The following is a 15,434-nucleotide window of genomic DNA, read 5'->3' as shown; positions in this document are numbered from 1 at the left end:
ATTTTTAAAAATATATATGGTGACTTGTAATCTAGTATTTTTCAGATTTCATATGTCGTTTAAATTTAACAAATAGAATGGTCATAAGGGCTAATATTATTACTAAAATTGAAGCTAAACCTAGCATAGACATTTTGTTTTGCTTTAAGTTATCTATAGATGTGGCAACAGCAATTTTAAAAGTATATTCCCTATCTGCAGCACTAATAAATTCTAAATCACCGTAAATTTTACCGTTTAACAATATATTACCGGTAAACAATGATTGACCTTTAGTTAGTGTCTCTTTTGATAAATTTTTAGGTTCATAAGAGAATGTAACTTCGGGAACTATATCGGATTTAGCTTTACTATAATAGAGATCCTTATTCGAAAGTAAGGGTATTATAGTTTCATCATTTATATTATATTCAGCTATTTTATCCCCTTTTGAAACTAATTTAACTGTTTCAAAGGAATCAAAACCATAATCAAATAATTGACCAACACTTAAAAATTGAGCATCTTTATTTTCTGCATTTAAAAAAGACGATATAAGTACTTGACCATCTTTTACAGCAGCAGCGGCATATGTATGGTTTGCTTCAGGAGTATATCCTACTTTACCTGAATAAGCATATTTATAATAGTAAGGAGTTTCTGCGTTTAAACAATGATTTTTATTGTTAGCCCATTTTTCACTACCATCATAATTTGGATTGCTTTTAAAAATATAATAAGGAGTTCTATCAATTTCATTAAATTCAGGACTTGCATAAGCGGCTTTCATAATTAAAGCTAAATCATAAGCTGTTGTTATGTGGCCATCCTCATGTAATCCACTAGGATTTTTGAAGGTGGTATTATTAGCTCCAAGATCCTTAGCTTTTTGTGTCATTAAAACTGCAAATGCAGCATTTGAACCTGCAATGTGTTCAGCTAATGCTTCAGCAGTATCATTACCAGATTCTAGCAATAAACCAAGTAAGAGTTCTTTTATTGTATAAGTTTGACCCGTAGATATACCAATTGCAGATCCGTCAACTAGTGGTGGATTAGCACCTATAGTTACTTTGTCATCTAGGTTAGCATTATCAAGAGTTACTAAAGCTGTCATAAGCTTTGTAGTAGAGGCTGGTTCAAATTGAACATCTGGATTTTTAGAAAACAGAACATCTCCTGTAATTCCATCCATTAAAACTACTCCCTTAGCATCTAAGGGTGGAACCGTAGTAGCTGTAGCTGTAGTAATAATTAAGTTAGTACAAATAAATAATATTAAAAGAATTTTTGCAATTAAATTTTTCATAATTAATCCCCCGCGAATTTCATTATTTTTTTCAAGTGCCTAATGTATATTAAATAAATATTTATGAATATATAATTATTTATTTAACATGCATAAGTATTCTAACAAAAATAATTACAAATTTCTAGTTATTGTTGCTTTATTAGTTGTTTTTAATAAAAAAATTGTATTAAAATGGTAAAAATAAGGCGTGTTCAAAAAAGAAAGACTATCATATTGACTAGTTATTTTTTTCAAGACCCTAAGTAAATTGAATTAAAATAGAATAAATAGGTCAATAATTATAAAGAAACTTATGGGCTGAAAGAAAATATACTAGAATCTGACTAGTTATTTTTTGAAGCTACATTAACAAATTAAGAGGAGTAGGGTATGAAGCATTTAAAAGATTTGAAAGATAAGAAAATTATAGGATGTGTGGCTTTAGTTGTGATATTCTTTTTAGCTTCATTTTTCATATATGGACAAAGAAAAAATAAGGTGTTTAAAGATGAATACATGAAAAATATATTTGTAGATGAAGGAGGCTTAGAAGAAAGTGTGCAGGTTAATGGAAAAGTAGAAAAAAATAGTGGAATTAAAAGTGAATCGGCAGAAGTTCCATTAAAGAAAAGTGAAGTTACAGTAGAGATAAAAGGTGAGGTTAAAAATCCAAAGGTATATACTTTACCACAAGGATCTATAATAAATGATTTAATAGATAAGGCTGGTGGGTTAACAGTCAATGCAAATATTTTAAATATAAACAGAGCTAAAGTTCTGAAAAATGAAGATTTAATAGTAATAGAAAATATAAAAAATGTGGAAGCTATTCCGCAAGGTGGAGCAAATGGTAAAATAGAAGGTGGCGGTGTTAGCGCAGCTAAGGTTGATTCAAATGCTAACACAATAAATATTAATACAGCTGACTTAAGTGGTTTAATGAATATAGATGGTATTGGAGAAAAAACAGCTCAAAAAATAATAGATTATAGAGAAGAAAATGGCGGGTTTAAGTCAATTGAAGATATTAAAAATGTGGATAGAATAGGTGATAAAACCTTTGAAAAAATGAAAGATAAAATTTCTTGTTAGTTAAGGTTTGAATAAGTAGTGTTTTATGGTAAACTTATTTATAGAAATTTAAATGGGGGGAAAGGGAAGCGAAAATAATTCTATAAAACTATAATAAATTATAGTAATATATGACAAAATATAGTGCAAAGAGCCCTGTTATGGAGATTTAATTCAATTTACAACACTTTTAAAACATAATGGAAGGTGTTATAATAGAATTAATTATGAAAATAAAAAATAAAGAAATTTCTAGGGGGAATTACATTATGGGAAGAAAGTTAATTGCCGTTTTAATATGTGGAATACTAACTTTTTCTTTAGTTTCTTGTAAAGACAACAATGGAAAAATTGAAAAAGAAACTTCCAAAGTTAAAGTTGAGGAACGCGTAATTGAAGGGACTTGGGCAAAAGATTACACAAAAGATGAAATTACATCTTTTCACAAAGATATAATGAGTAGGGTGGAAGATTTAACGAAAATATATGAATTGAAATATGAAAAAAAAGAAATAGTTAAAGAGGAAAATGGAGTTACGGTTAATTCTAATGAAATATATGTGGATAATTTAAACCCAGAGCCAAATAGACTAGAAAGCATGTACTATGGTTTTAAAATCTATGGTGAAGATTTATCACAAGGTCAAATTTTAATGAAATTAGGATTTAACTTAGATAATAAGACAATAAAAGAAGCTGGTAAATTTGATTTTAAAGAAACCTCAATAACTTCATATTCACAAGCATTTACAGGGGTAAATGATAGAGACTATACTGAATTAAACAATAAGATATATGCAATTATAAATGGCGATAATTCGGAACAAACAATAGAAAACAATTTAGATGGAATTATAGAAACAGTAAGCATAAAGGATAATTATCTTTTATACAAATTAGAAACCAAAAAATATAATTTGAAAAAATAATATGAGTAGTTTTGAATATTTATTTTTAAAATTATTTAAATAGTAGGAGGAAGTTAGAATGTCAGAAAAGGAAGTAGTAGTAGAAAATGAGGAAGTTTCAAACATAGACAATACAATTGAAGAAACAGAGGTTGTATCAGAAAGTGTTGAAGAAATATTAGTAAAAGAAAGTTTGGTAGAAGACATACAAGTAGAAGATAAACAAAAGGTAAAAGATAATTGTTTTATTAAAGAATTATTAGTGGGTGTAATAGATCAAATAGTTGTTATAGCAGGAGCTTTAGCTACTTTATTAGTATTTAATTTAATACTAAAGATATTTGGATATTATGTATCAGAAAAAGAAACTATTTTCTTAATAATATATATACTTATAAATATTATATATGTACCAGTTTGTAAAATGCTTAAATTAAAAGAAACAGTAGGAAGAAAAATATTATTAAATAAATAATATTAGTCACTTAAAAATAACTAGCAATTAGACATTTAAAAAATAACTAGAATATAGACTTGTTATTTTTTTTATGTCTCTTATGCTGGTTATTTTCTTTGAGAAGACTTAAAAATTAGGAGTGTAATATGAGAAAAGGAAGCCAACTTACAGTTAAAATAGAAAAAATAAAATTTCCATCAACAGGAGTAGGAACCCATGAAGGAAAGGAAATACATGTTAAAAATACTTTCCCAGGTCAAACTGTTACGGGGATGATTAAGAAAAATAGAAGTGAATTTTCAGAGCTTAAACTTATATCAATAGATGAAAAAGCTGAATATGAAATAGATGCCCCTTGTGAATATTTCGGTGTCTGCGGAGGCTGTAGCTCACAAAATATTGCTTATGAAAAGCAATTAGATCTATTAAGTGAAGAAGTTAAAGAACTATTTGAAACATCAAATACACCAATGGGTGAATATCTAGGTGTTGTTGGAAGTCGTGAACAATGGGAATACAGAAACAAAATGGAATTCACTTTTGGAGATATGGAAAAGGGTGGAGAACTAGGTTGTGGAATGCACATGAAGGGGAAATCATTTGGAATTATAACAGTTGAAAACTGTATGATAGTTGATGAAGATTTTAGAACTGTAATTAAAGCAACAGTTGATTACTTTAAAGGTAAGGGCCTTGATTATTATAGAGTTATGAAAAGAACAGGTTTCCTAAGACACTTAGTAGTAAGAAAAGCTACAAATACTGGTGAGTTAATGATTAACCTAGTAACTACAACTCAATCAGATTTTGACCTAACAGAATGGGTAGAAGTTATGAAATCTAAAAAATATAAGGGTGAATTAGTTTCAGTACTACATACGGAAAATGACTCATTATCAGATGCAGTTATTCCACAGAAATTAAACATAATGTATGGAAGAGACTATATAATAGAAAGTTTATTAGGGCTGAAATTCAAAATATCACCATTCTCATTTTTTCAAACAAACTCACAAGGTGCTGAAAGTCTTTATAGCATAGTTAGAGATTTTATGGGAGATGCTAAAGATAATGTAGTATTTGATTTATATTGTGGAACAGGAACAATAGGTCAAATAGCAGCTGCAAATGCAAGCAAGGTTATAGGACTTGAGCTTGTGGAGGAAGCTGTTGAATCTGCAAAAGAAAATGCAAAGTTAAACGGATTAACTAACTGCGAGTTTATAGCAGGAGATGTAGCTGTAACAATAAAAGATATTAAAATAAAACCAGATATAATAATATTAGATCCTCCAAGAAACGGAGTATCTCCGAAAGCATTAGAATACGTAATAAAATTCAATGCCAAAGAAATAATATATGTATCATGTAATCCTAAAACATTAGTAGAAAACTTAGAAACACTAACAGCAAGAGGATATGAAGTTGTGCGTAGCACAGTTAAAGATATGTTCCCAAATACACCACATGCTGAAGTTGTTGTGAAATTAAAGAGAAAATAGGCTGTTTATAAATGTCTATATTTATTTGAATTAATTCTTTTCCACCTTCCTTATACCCTTGGGTTTAAGTGGGTGGAATTTTTTAATTGCTTTTATTAATGGAAAATGGATTTATGATACAACTAATAATTGTTAAGTAATATATACTCTGAAAATTATTTAATATAATTCGTGTAATATTTACATGAATTATTAAGTTAGTAAAGGGAAATGATATAAGAGTAAAGATATATTGACTGGAGGGTTTATTAATGTTTGAACATAAAAAACAATTATTACATGAAGTAAAAGTAGAAAAAGCAAATCCACAATATGCAGTATTAATGCAAGAACAATTAGGTGGAGGTAATGGAGAATTAAAGGCAGCAATGCAATATATTTCTCAAAGTTTTAGGATAAAAGATCCTGAAATAAAAGATTTATTTTTAGATATTGGAGCAGAAGAACTAAGCCATATGGAAATGGTAGCTCAAACAATAAATCTATTGAATGGTCATGATGTAGATAATTGTAAAGTTACTAGTGGAGAAATCCAAACACACGTACAATGTGGATTGTCACCTGTATTAATTAATTCATCAGGAGCACCTTGGACAGCAGATTATGTCACTGTTACTGGAGATTTAGTTGCAGACTTATTATCTAACATAGCATCTGAGCAAAGAGCAAAGGTAGTATATCAGTATCTATACCGCCAAATTGAAGATAAGGAAGTAAGAGCAACAATTGACTTCTTGCTTAATAGAGAGGAAGCTCATAATGCTTTATTTAGAGAAGCACTTAACAAGGTACAAAAGACAGGTTCAAATAAAGATTTTGGAGTTACAGAGGACTCTAAACTTTACTTTGATTTATCCACACCAGGACCATCACATGAAGCCCCAAATCCAACACCACCATCATTTGAGAACACAAGAAGATAAGTCTTAATTCAATAAATAATGACACGATTCACTTGTGAAATTGAATAAATCTTCAGGTAAGGGTGTAATTCCCTACCGGCGGTAAAGCCCGCCAGCCTTAGTGGCAGATTCGATTAGATTCCGAGGCTGACAGTAAAGTCTGGATGAAAGAAGATAAAATATACAGTATAGTAATCTTAAAATAACTATATTTATTTAGTGTATTTAGCTTTGAAATATTATATATTTCAGAGCTTTTTTTTACATTTAAATTACTGTATTTAAATTGTATACTTATAATAAGTATACAATTTAAGAATATGAATAAAAAATTAGGCATTGTAAAAGATGTAAGACATCAAAGTTACATTACCTATAATCTAAAAAATATTTCATTATCTTTAGGCTATGATTCTTTAGAAAAAATATCTAACTATGATATTATAGATAACTTTTTGAAAAACTTAGAGGTAATAAAGTTAGAGATTATATGATAAAGGAATTATTCAAAAAAGATCATTAGAGAAGTATAAGCTATTAGATAAATACTGGGGTATCGAAATTGATGGCGCGCAACTATTTTCTTTTAAAGAAAGGCATTGTGAACCTATGTATAAACTATAGGAAGAAAATATATGTTCAAATAGAGAATGTAAATCCTCGTGTGTATGCTATTAATAACGGAGGAGCATGTTGCTTTTGGCATTCGTATTGTTCCTGCAATCAATATATATATTGATTGTATAATAGAGCTTATATTGATTTATGAAAAAAATATATCAATATATATAATAATTTTATTGATAAACGATAAAAAATGTGATATTATATAATCAATAATAAATTAAGGAGGTTCAATATGGAAGCGAAAGCTATAGTACAAATCAAGAATGTCACAAAGAAAATTGGTAAAAAGGTAATAATAGATGATCTTACTTTTGATGTGTTTTTAGGGGAGGTTTTTGGATTCCTCGGACCAAACGGATCAGGTAAAACTACTACTATTAAAATGCTTTTAGGGCTGATGTCTATTACTAAAGGGGAAATGTATATTGACGGATTCGATGTTGAGAAAGATTTTGAAAAGGCTGTTGCCAAAGTGGGTGGAATTATTGAAAACCCAGATTTATACAAATATTTAACAGGATATCAAAACCTTGTTCATTTTTGGAGAATGCACCCAGATATAAAGAAGGAACGTATTGATGAGGTTATAAAAATTGTGGGTCTTGAAAAAAGAATACATGACAAAATAAAGACATATTCTCTAGGTATGCGTCAAAGACTAGGGGTTGCACAAGCGTTACTTAATTCTCCAAAACTATTGGTACTAGACGAGCCTACCAATGGACTAGATCCGGCTGGTATTCATGAATTGCGTAATCATTTGAGGACTCTTGCAAAAGAAGAAAATATTGCAGTAGTTGTATCAAGTCATTTACTTTCAGAAATGGAGCTTATGTGTGATAGAGTAGGAATAATACAAAATGGGAAATTGGTTAGGATTCAAGATATGAAGGAAATGCTTGAGGATAACTCAGACTCGGTTATAGCTTTATCTGTTCAACCAATTGAAAAAGCAAAATCATATTTAGAAAGTCTTAGTAGTGAATATAATTCTAAAATAAATAATAATGAAATTGAAATTATAGAAAATATAGAAAATGTTCCTGAGTTAGTTGAAAAGCTTGTGAATCAGGGAATTAAAATTTACGGAATTCGTAAAGTGCAACAAAGTTTAGAGGGCAAATTCTTGGAAATGACGGAGGGAAAAGAAATTGAATAAGATGATTAACTTAATTCGTAATGAAAATATGAAACTTGCGCATAGTATTAGTACATGGATAATGATGGGGCTGTTGGTTCTTATAATAGTAATAGTGGGGCTTATATCTAAATTTGGAGATAATGCTCCACCTAAAAATGATTGGAAAGAAAATATAATCACCCGAAATCAGTCTATTAATGAAAGCTTAGCTAACATAGATAATATAGAAATGTCTAAAATGGAAAAGGATTCACTTAAAGATGAGGTTCAAACTAATGAATATCGTCTTAAAAATGATATAGAACCTATACAATGGAACTCTTTATGGGGATTTGTAGAAGGAATAGCAAGTATGCTAATATCCTTAATTGCTCTTTTTTCCATTGTAATGGGTGGCGGAATAGTAGCAAATGAGTTTTCAGGGGGCACAATTAAACTATTATTAATTAGACCTTCAAAGCGGTGGAAAATTTTAGTGTCTAAATACATTTCTGTTATAACATATACTTTTTTTATGGTTTTGATACTTCTAGTAGTGTCATTTTTAATAGGAGGAATATTGTTTAGCTTCAAAGGGGCTAGTGCACCATTCCTTACAAATTCTAATGGGCAAATTAATGAAGTTAATATGATAGTGCATATTATACAGCTTTGTGGACTTAAGTGTATAAGTTTAGTTATGATGGTCACTTTAGCCTTTATGATTTCTACAGTTTTCCGTAATAGTGCAATGGCTATAGGGATCGGAGTTTTTCTTTTAACAGTAGGGAATGGTATAACAATGATACTTTCTAGATTTAATTGGTCAAAATATATTTTGTTTTCAAATACAGATTTGACTCAATATAGTACTGGTAAGCCATTAGTTGAAGGAATGACTATAGAATTTTCAATTATTGTGCTTATAGTTTATTTTGTAATTTTTAATGTTATTTCATATATCGGTTTTACAAAAAGAGATATAGTAGCCTAATGTTACAAATAAAAACTATAGATGGGATAATTTAACCAGTTATTTTATTTTTAGAATAAATTTCAATGTTTGCAATATAATCTGATTTGAAGCTATCTTCTAGTATAAGGATGTAACTGACCTGAAGAAATATAACTAATTGTTGACATATAGAAAAAAATAATGATACAATATAATTATAAAATTGAATAAATCTTCAGGGCAGGGTGTAATTCCCTACCGGCGGTAAAGCCCGCGAGCCTTAGTGGCAGATTCGGTTAGATTCCGAGGCCGACAGTAAAGTCTGGATGAAAGAAGATAAAATATACAGTATAGTAATCTTAAAATAACTATATTTATTTAGTGTATTTAGCTCTGAAATATTATATATTTCAGAGCTTTTTTTACATTAAAATTACTATACTTTAATTGTATACTTATAATAAGTATATCTCTATTTAGGAATATGGAAAAATACACTAGAGTATAGACTAGTTGTTTTTTTTAATTCCTTGAATAAAAAGGGATAGAAAACTTTATATAACAGTATACTAAAGCCCTGAGGTCTTTGACTCAGGGCTTTTATTTTTGAAAAAATACTGAAGGTTTTATTTGAAAAAATATTAGGATTGTGAGGTGTTTTGAGTGGATGAAAATTATATGAAATTAGCTTTAGAATTAGCTAAAAATGGGATGGGGAAAGTTAATCCTAATCCTATGGTTGGAGCAATTATTGTTAAAAATGGAAAAGTAATAGGTGAAGGATATCACGAGGCATTTGGGCAGGCGCATGCAGAAGTAAATGCTTTTAATAGTCTTATTGAAGATGCCGCTGGAGCTACTATCTATGTTACTTTAGAGCCTTGCTCTCATTATGGGAAAACACCACCTTGTGTAGATAAAATTATAGAAAATAAAATTTCAAGGGTTATAGTTGGAGCATTTGATCCAAATCCTGTAGTTTCAGGAAAAGGAGTTAAGAAGCTTAGAGATGTAGGAATAGAAGTTATAACAGGTGTTTTAGAAGATGAATGCACAAAAATTAATGAAGTATTTATGAAATATATAGTTTCGAAAAAACCTTTTGTAATTTTAAAGTCAGCTATGTCTTTAGATGGAAAGATAGCTACATCTAAAGGCGAGTCAAAGTGGATAACAGGAGAAAAATCAAGAATACAAGTTCATAAGTTAAGAAATGAAGTTTCTGCAATAATGGTTGGAGTTAATACAATTATTAATGATAATCCACAGCTTACATGCAGATTAGAAAATGGCAGAAATCCTATAAGAATAGTTGTAGATAGCACACTAAGAATTCCTATTGAGTCAAAAGTTATATCTGATATTGATGAAGCTAAAACAATTATTGCAACAACAGATAAGGGAAGTAGTGATAAGATTTTAGAACTTACAAATGCAGGAGTAACAGTATTAATTATTAAATCAAAAGATGGAAGAGTAGATTTACAGGAATTAATGATTAAGTTAGGAAATCTAAATATAGATAGCATTCTTTTAGAGGGCGGTGGGATATTAAATTTTTCAGCCTTGGATCAGGGAATAGTAGATAAGATACAAATTTATATTTCGCCAAAAATAATTGGAGGAGAAAAGTCTAAAACTCCAGTAGGTGGAAATGGAATAGAGATATTAAAAGATGCTTTTAAAATAAAAGGGTTAACTTCAAGATCCGTAGGAGAAGATATATTGATTGAAGGATATATCAAAAAGGGGTGAAGATATAGGTGTTTACAGGAATAATTGAAGAGATAGGAATAGTTCAAGGAATAAAAAAGGGAGAAAAATCTTCAAAGCTTCTAATTAAAGCGAATAAGGTTTTAGAAAAAACAAGGTTAGGAGATAGTATTTGCACCAGTGGCGTATGTCTTACTGTAACAGATATAAGCGCAAATACATTTGAGGCAGATATTATGGCAGAAACACTACGAAGAAGTAATTTAGGAAACTGCAGTATCGGAAGTCGGGTTAATTTAGAAAGAGCTTTAAGTTTAGAAACTAGGCTTGGAGGTCATATAGTAAGCGGCCATATAGACGGGGTAGGAGAGATTGTTTCATTTGTTAAAGAGGACAATGCAACTTGGATAACTATAAAGGCTAAAGCAAAAATATTGAAGTATATTGTTGAAAAAGGATCTATTGCCATAGATGGAATAAGCTTAACAGTAGCTTATGTTGATAATGAAGTTTTTAAAGTATCCATAATTCCACATACAGGAGAAGAAACAATATTACTTACTAAGATGATCAAAGATACAGTAAATCTTGAATGTGATGTAATAGGTAAGTATGTTGAAAAACTTTTAGGAATAAGAGTTGATACAGAGGAAAGTAATAAGACTTCAATAAGTGAAGATTTTCTTAGGAATAACGGATTTTTATAAAAGAGGAGGAATTTATATGATTAAATTTAATAGTATTGAAGAAGCAATAAATGATATTAGAGAAGGGAAAATAGTTATAGTTATTGATGATCCAGATAGAGAAAATGAAGGGGATTTATTAATGGCCGCGGAAAAGGTTACTGGTGAAGCTATAAATTTTATGGCTAAGTTTGGTAGAGGGCTTATATGTATGCCAATGGAAGAAAAAAGACTTAAGGAATTAAATATACATCCAATGGTAGAAAATAATACAGATAATCATGAAACAGCATTCACAGTATCCATTGATCATGTAGAAACTACAACTGGAATTTCAGCTTTTGATAGAGCAGTAACAATACAAAGAATTTTAGAAAACAGTTGTAAAGAAGACTTTAGAAGACCAGGTCATATTTTCCCATTAATAGCTAAAGAGGGAGGAGTTTTAAAAAGAATTGGTCATACTGAGGCAGCAGTAGATTTAGCTAAATTAGCTGGTTTAAAGCCAGCAGGGGTTATATGTGAAATTATGAGTGATGATGGTACAATGGCAAGAACTCCAGAATTGATAGAATTTGCAAAGGAACATGCTCTGAAAATTATAACTATTGCAGATTTGGTTTCATATAGAAAAGAAAAGGAAAATAGCATTGAGCGAGTAGTTGAAATAAATATGCCGACAAAATATGGCGACTTTAAGATGTATGGCTTTGTTAATAAATTAAATGGCGAGCATCATGTTGCATTAGTTAAAGGTGAGATAAAAGAAGGGCAAGAAATACTAACTAGAGTTCATTCAGAGTGTTTAACTGGAGATGCATTAGGATCAAGAAGGTGTGATTGCGGTGAGCAATATGACGCAGCTATGAAAAAAATTGCAGAAGAAGGCTCTGGCATATTGTTATATATGAGGCAAGAAGGTAGAGGAATAGGTCTTATAAATAAATTAAAAGCCTATGCATTACAAGATGAAGGTCTTGACACAGTAGAAGCAAATATTAAATTAGGATTTCCAGCAGATATGAGAGAATATAAAACAGCAGCAGATATACTTAAGGATTTAGGCGCAAAAAAGATTAAACTTATGACAAATAATCCAAGTAAAATAACTGGATTAGAAGAATATAATATTGAAATAGTTAAGAGAGTTCCTATAGAAATTAGTCATAATGAAAATAATAAATTTTATTTAGAAACTAAGAAAAAAAAATTAAGTCATATGTTATCTAATTAAAATAAATAATAGCTAAAGATACAGTGTATATTGAATAGTTAGTTTAAAAGATTATTAAATAATAAAAATACAGGAGGAATTAAAATGAAAATAATTGAAGGAAATTTAATCGCAGAAGGTATTAAGGTTGGAATTGTGGTAGGGAGATTTAATGAATTTATAGTTTCTAAATTATTAGGGGGAGCATTAGATGGGTTGAAAAGACATGGTGTTGAAGATGATAATATCGAAGTTGCTTGGGTACCCGGAGCTTTTGAACTCCCTTTAGTAGCTAAAAAAATGGTGAAGAGTAATAAGTATGATGCTGTAATATGCTTAGGGGCAGTTATTAAAGGATCAACTCCACATTTTGATTATGTATGTGCAGAAGCTGCTAAAGGAATTGGCTCAGTTTCATTAGAAACTGAGAAACCTGTAATATTCGGAGTATTAACAACAGATTCAATTGAGCAAGCTATTGAAAGGGCTGGAACTAAGTCAGGAAATAAAGGTTATGATGCAGCTGTAACTGCTATTGAAATGGTAAATTTATTAAAGCAATTTTAATATTAAAAGATGTTTAAAATAAACTAGTGGATATAATAATTTGATTTATACAATGTTTTATTTATGAAGCTCACTGATGGTAGCACTATTAGTGAGTTTTATATTTTTGTTCTGACTAGAGAAATATAAATATATTGGAGTGTTATCGTTTATATAATTAAAGTAATTATAAGTTTGTTCGATAATATAAGTAGTAAAAATAAAAAAATAATATTGTATAATATTATTTGGGGGGATTCTATGAAACTTATAAATTTAAGAAGTAACACATTAAAAAAAAGAACTTTAATAACAATACTTCCAATAGTTATAATATCAATGGTGATTTTAACAGGTTTAAGTATTAGAGAGTCTAGAAATATAATCGATTCAGAAATTAAGAGCAAGATTGATAATAAATTAGGTGAAAGTAGTGAATCAATTCAAAAAAACTTAATGAAACATAGTCAATTAACGCAGTCCTTATCAAAAAATATTGAATCGTCTTATAAATTAGTTAAGAAAGATAATTATATCTCAATGGTGAGTAAGAGTATTTCAACTAATGAAGAAACATTAGGAGCTGGAGTGTGGTTTGATCCATATAAATTTGATGCTAATAAAAAATGTTTTGCGATATATGAATATAGAGAAGGTGGACAAATTAAATATGCTCCAGAATATAGTGAAGACAGTAATAAATATCATGAAGAAAGCTGGTATAAGGTAGGTATAGATAGTAAAAAGGCAATAGAATGGAGTGACCCATATATAGATAAAGTAACAAAGATATCTATGGTAACATCTACAAGTCCATTTTATGATGAAAATAAAAAGTTTTTAGGGGTAACAACTGCAGATATTGGATTAGCAACTATGCAAAAAATGGTCCAAGAAATAAAGGTTGGTAAAGATGGAAATGCATTTTTAATTGAGAAAAATGGTATATATATATCTGATAAAGATCAAGAAAAAATATTAAAACAAAAGATAACAGAAGATAGTAATAAAAGCCTAGCAGAATTAGGTAAAGAGATGATAGATAAAAAGAATGGACAAAAAACTTATGATGAAAATGGAGAAGAAAACCTTGTATTTTACAAGAGTATTCCAGACGTAGATTGGATAATAGCAATTAGAATACCAACAAAAGAATTATATCAGCCTATTACACAATTAATGATTAAATCTATAGTAATTAGTTTAATAGCTATAGTATTAATTATTATAGCGGTACTAATATTAGCTAAATACCTTACTGTTAATATAGGTAAAGTTAATAAAATTTCACTGGCAGTAGCAGAAGGTGATTTAACTAATTATTTAGAGATTAATTCAGAGGATGAAATTGGACAAATGTCTACACATATAAATAAAATGACTGATAACTTAAGGACTGTAGTAAAAATGATTTCAGATAATTCAAAGTTAATAAGTTCAGGGAGTAATGAATTAGCTGTAGCTATGAACATAATGAATTCTAAAGCTCAAAATATTAGTTCTACAGTAAATGAAATATCAAGTGATGCACAGGAATCTAGTGCAGTTACAGAAGAAATTAGTGCTTCTGTTGAAGAGGTTAATGCAAGTCTTGAAGAACTTGCATCTAGAGCTCTTAATGGCAGTGAGAAATCTAATATAATAAGCCAGAGGGCTATAGGCGTAAAAGAAAGAGCCCAAAAATCAAGTAGTGATACTAATGAATTATATAAAGAAAAAGAAATTAGTATTGTAAATGCAATAAAAGAAGGAAAAGTAGTTACGGAGATAGTTGCTATGGCCGATGCTATTGCTAATATTTCTAAACAAACAAATCTTCTGGCATTAAATGCGGCTATTGAAGCGGCTAGGGCAGGAGAAGAAGGAAAAGGATTTGCAGTTGTAGCTGATGAAGTAAGAAAGCTTGCAGAAGAAACTTCTATGGTGGTAGTTAAAATTCAAGATACAATAAAGAAAGTTCAAGTATCTTTTGATAATTTAGCTATGAACGCTTCAGGAGTATTAGAATTTATTGATGGAAAGGTAATAAAGGATTATGAACTTTTAGTTAATATTGGAGAAGAATATAATAATGACGCTATATTTGTAAATAGTATGTCAGAGGATATTTCATCAATGGCAGAAGAAATTAACGCTACATTTGTAGAAGTAAGCGGAGCAATACAAAACATGGCTGAAAATTCACAAAAAACCGCTGATAATACAGGGAATATATTAGAAAATATAAATGAAGTAGCAGATAGTATAGAACAAGTAAGTAGAAAAGTTAATGGTCAAGCTGAAATTGCTGAAAAGTTAGATTTGGTGATAACAGGATTCAAAATATAAAGAAATATAAGCTTTATTATAAGACTACAGGTTATATAATTTATGTTATTATGGATGTTAAGAAGCTTAGAGTAATCTAAGCTTCTTTTATATTTATTGATAGTGAAATTATGGATATAATATAGGTATATATTAC

At 29.4% G+C, this 15,434-nt stretch carries 14 protein-coding genes and 2 riboswitches; of the genes, 13 read left to right on the top strand and 1 reads right to left on the bottom strand.

Annotated features, from left to right (window positions below; translation table 11 throughout):
* Positions 1-31 precede the first annotated feature (31 nt).
* Positions 32-1,288 (bottom strand): D-alanyl-D-alanine carboxypeptidase family protein, encoded by a 1,257-nt coding sequence (locus J1C67_RS03055; RefSeq protein WP_089968571.1) that lies wholly within the window; start codon positions 1,286-1,288, stop codon positions 32-34.
* Positions 1,289-1,660: 372 nt separating this feature from the next.
* Between J1C67_RS03055 and J1C67_RS03050 the strand changes: the two genes are divergently transcribed.
* The 13 genes from J1C67_RS03050 (at position 1,661) to J1C67_RS02990 (ending at position 15,298) form a co-directional block, all read left to right on the top strand.
* Complete coding sequence (locus J1C67_RS03050; protein ID WP_167865744.1) at positions 1,661-2,362, top strand: ComEA family DNA-binding protein; 702 nt, start codon at positions 1,661-1,663, stop codon at positions 2,360-2,362.
* A 248-nt stretch (positions 2,363-2,610) separates the two neighbouring features.
* Positions 2,611-3,270 (top strand): hypothetical protein, encoded by a 660-nt coding sequence (locus J1C67_RS03045; RefSeq protein ID WP_167865743.1) that lies wholly within the window; start codon positions 2,611-2,613, stop codon positions 3,268-3,270.
* A gap of 58 nt (positions 3,271-3,328) precedes the next feature.
* Positions 3,329-3,724, top strand: coding sequence for a hypothetical protein (locus J1C67_RS03040; protein ID WP_089968577.1), 396 nt, complete (start codon positions 3,329-3,331; stop codon positions 3,722-3,724).
* Positions 3,725-3,852: 128 nt separating this feature from the next.
* A complete protein-coding gene (gene rlmD / locus J1C67_RS03035; protein ID WP_167865742.1) occupies positions 3,853-5,208 on the top strand; it encodes a 23S rRNA (uracil(1939)-C(5))-methyltransferase RlmD in 1,356 nt (451 codons plus the stop codon).
* Positions 5,209-5,459: 251 nt separating this feature from the next.
* On the top strand, positions 5,460-6,131 hold the full coding sequence (locus J1C67_RS03030; RefSeq protein WP_089968654.1) for a manganese catalase family protein: 672 nt from the start codon (positions 5,460-5,462) through the stop codon (positions 6,129-6,131).
* A gap of 44 nt (positions 6,132-6,175) precedes the next feature.
* Positions 6,176-6,290: riboswitch (FMN riboswitch) on the top strand.
* A gap of 140 nt (positions 6,291-6,430) precedes the next feature.
* Positions 6,431-6,604 (top strand): hypothetical protein, encoded by a 174-nt coding sequence (locus tag J1C67_RS03025; protein WP_167865741.1) that lies wholly within the window; start codon positions 6,431-6,433, stop codon positions 6,602-6,604.
* A 365-nt stretch (positions 6,605-6,969) separates the two neighbouring features.
* The gene (locus J1C67_RS03020) at positions 6,970-7,896 is read left to right on the top strand and encodes an ABC transporter ATP-binding protein (protein WP_167865740.1); all 927 of its coding nucleotides are present in this window, start codon (positions 6,970-6,972) and stop codon (positions 7,894-7,896) included.
* 1 nt (position 7,897) lies between these two features.
* The gene (locus tag J1C67_RS03015) at positions 7,898-8,851 is read left to right on the top strand and encodes an ABC transporter permease subunit (protein ID WP_243175566.1); all 954 of its coding nucleotides are present in this window, start codon (positions 7,898-7,900) and stop codon (positions 8,849-8,851) included.
* 188 nt (positions 8,852-9,039) lie between these two features.
* Positions 9,040-9,154, top strand: a riboswitch (FMN riboswitch).
* Between the two features lie 321 nt (positions 9,155-9,475).
* Positions 9,476-10,567 (top strand): bifunctional diaminohydroxyphosphoribosylaminopyrimidine deaminase/5-amino-6-(5-phosphoribosylamino)uracil reductase RibD, encoded by a 1,092-nt coding sequence (gene ribD, locus J1C67_RS03010; RefSeq protein WP_167865738.1) that lies wholly within the window; start codon positions 9,476-9,478, stop codon positions 10,565-10,567.
* A gap of 8 nt (positions 10,568-10,575) precedes the next feature.
* Entirely contained in the window at positions 10,576-11,232 is a 657-nt protein-coding gene (locus tag J1C67_RS03005) for a riboflavin synthase (protein ID WP_167865737.1), read from the top strand.
* Positions 11,233-11,248: 16 nt separating this feature from the next.
* Complete coding sequence (locus J1C67_RS03000; RefSeq protein ID WP_167865736.1) at positions 11,249-12,445, top strand: bifunctional 3,4-dihydroxy-2-butanone-4-phosphate synthase/GTP cyclohydrolase II; 1,197 nt, start codon at positions 11,249-11,251, stop codon at positions 12,443-12,445.
* Between the two features lie 84 nt (positions 12,446-12,529).
* Positions 12,530-12,991: a 6,7-dimethyl-8-ribityllumazine synthase gene (gene ribH, locus J1C67_RS02995; protein ID WP_089968680.1), complete on the top strand. Its 462-nt coding sequence runs from the start codon at positions 12,530-12,532 to the stop codon at positions 12,989-12,991.
* A 240-nt stretch (positions 12,992-13,231) separates the two neighbouring features.
* A complete protein-coding gene (locus J1C67_RS02990) occupies positions 13,232-15,298 on the top strand; it encodes a methyl-accepting chemotaxis protein (RefSeq protein WP_167865735.1) in 2,067 nt (688 codons plus the stop codon).
* Positions 15,299-15,434 lie beyond the last annotated feature (136 nt).

Origin of the sequence: Clostridium gasigenes (assembly GCF_017348895.1) — a bacterium.
In the GTDB taxonomy this organism is placed as follows: domain Bacteria; phylum Bacillota; class Clostridia; order Clostridiales; family Clostridiaceae; genus Clostridium; species Clostridium gasigenes.
This window is presented reverse-complemented; position numbering and strand designations above follow the sequence as displayed.

Bases quoted from the DNA above. Each gene is read 5' to 3' on its own strand.
- J1C67_RS03055 (WP_089968571.1), bottom strand. From the start codon at position 1,288: ATGAAAAATTTAATTGCAAAAATTCTTTTAATATTATTTATTTGTACT.
- J1C67_RS03030 (WP_089968654.1), top strand. From the start codon at position 5,460: ATGTTTGAACATAAAAAACAATTATTACATGAAGTAAAAGTAGAAAAA.
- rlmD (WP_167865742.1), top strand. From the start codon at position 3,853: ATGAGAAAAGGAAGCCAACTTACAGTTAAAATAGAAAAAATAAAATTT.
- J1C67_RS03045 (WP_167865743.1), top strand. From the start codon at position 2,611: ATGGGAAGAAAGTTAATTGCCGTTTTAATATGTGGAATACTAACTTTT.
- J1C67_RS03000 (WP_167865736.1), top strand. From the start codon at position 11,249: ATGATTAAATTTAATAGTATTGAAGAAGCAATAAATGATATTAGAGAA.
- J1C67_RS03050 (WP_167865744.1), top strand. From the start codon at position 1,661: ATGAAGCATTTAAAAGATTTGAAAGATAAGAAAATTATAGGATGTGTG.
- J1C67_RS02990 (WP_167865735.1), top strand. From the start codon at position 13,232: ATGAAACTTATAAATTTAAGAAGTAACACATTAAAAAAAAGAACTTTA.
- ribH (WP_089968680.1), top strand. From the start codon at position 12,530: ATGAAAATAATTGAAGGAAATTTAATCGCAGAAGGTATTAAGGTTGGA.
- J1C67_RS03040 (WP_089968577.1), top strand. From the start codon at position 3,329: ATGTCAGAAAAGGAAGTAGTAGTAGAAAATGAGGAAGTTTCAAACATA.
- J1C67_RS03020 (WP_167865740.1), top strand. From the start codon at position 6,970: ATGGAAGCGAAAGCTATAGTACAAATCAAGAATGTCACAAAGAAAATT.
- J1C67_RS03025 (WP_167865741.1), top strand. From the start codon at position 6,431: ATGAATAAAAAATTAGGCATTGTAAAAGATGTAAGACATCAAAGTTAC.
- J1C67_RS03015 (WP_243175566.1), top strand. From the start codon at position 7,898: ATGATTAACTTAATTCGTAATGAAAATATGAAACTTGCGCATAGTATT.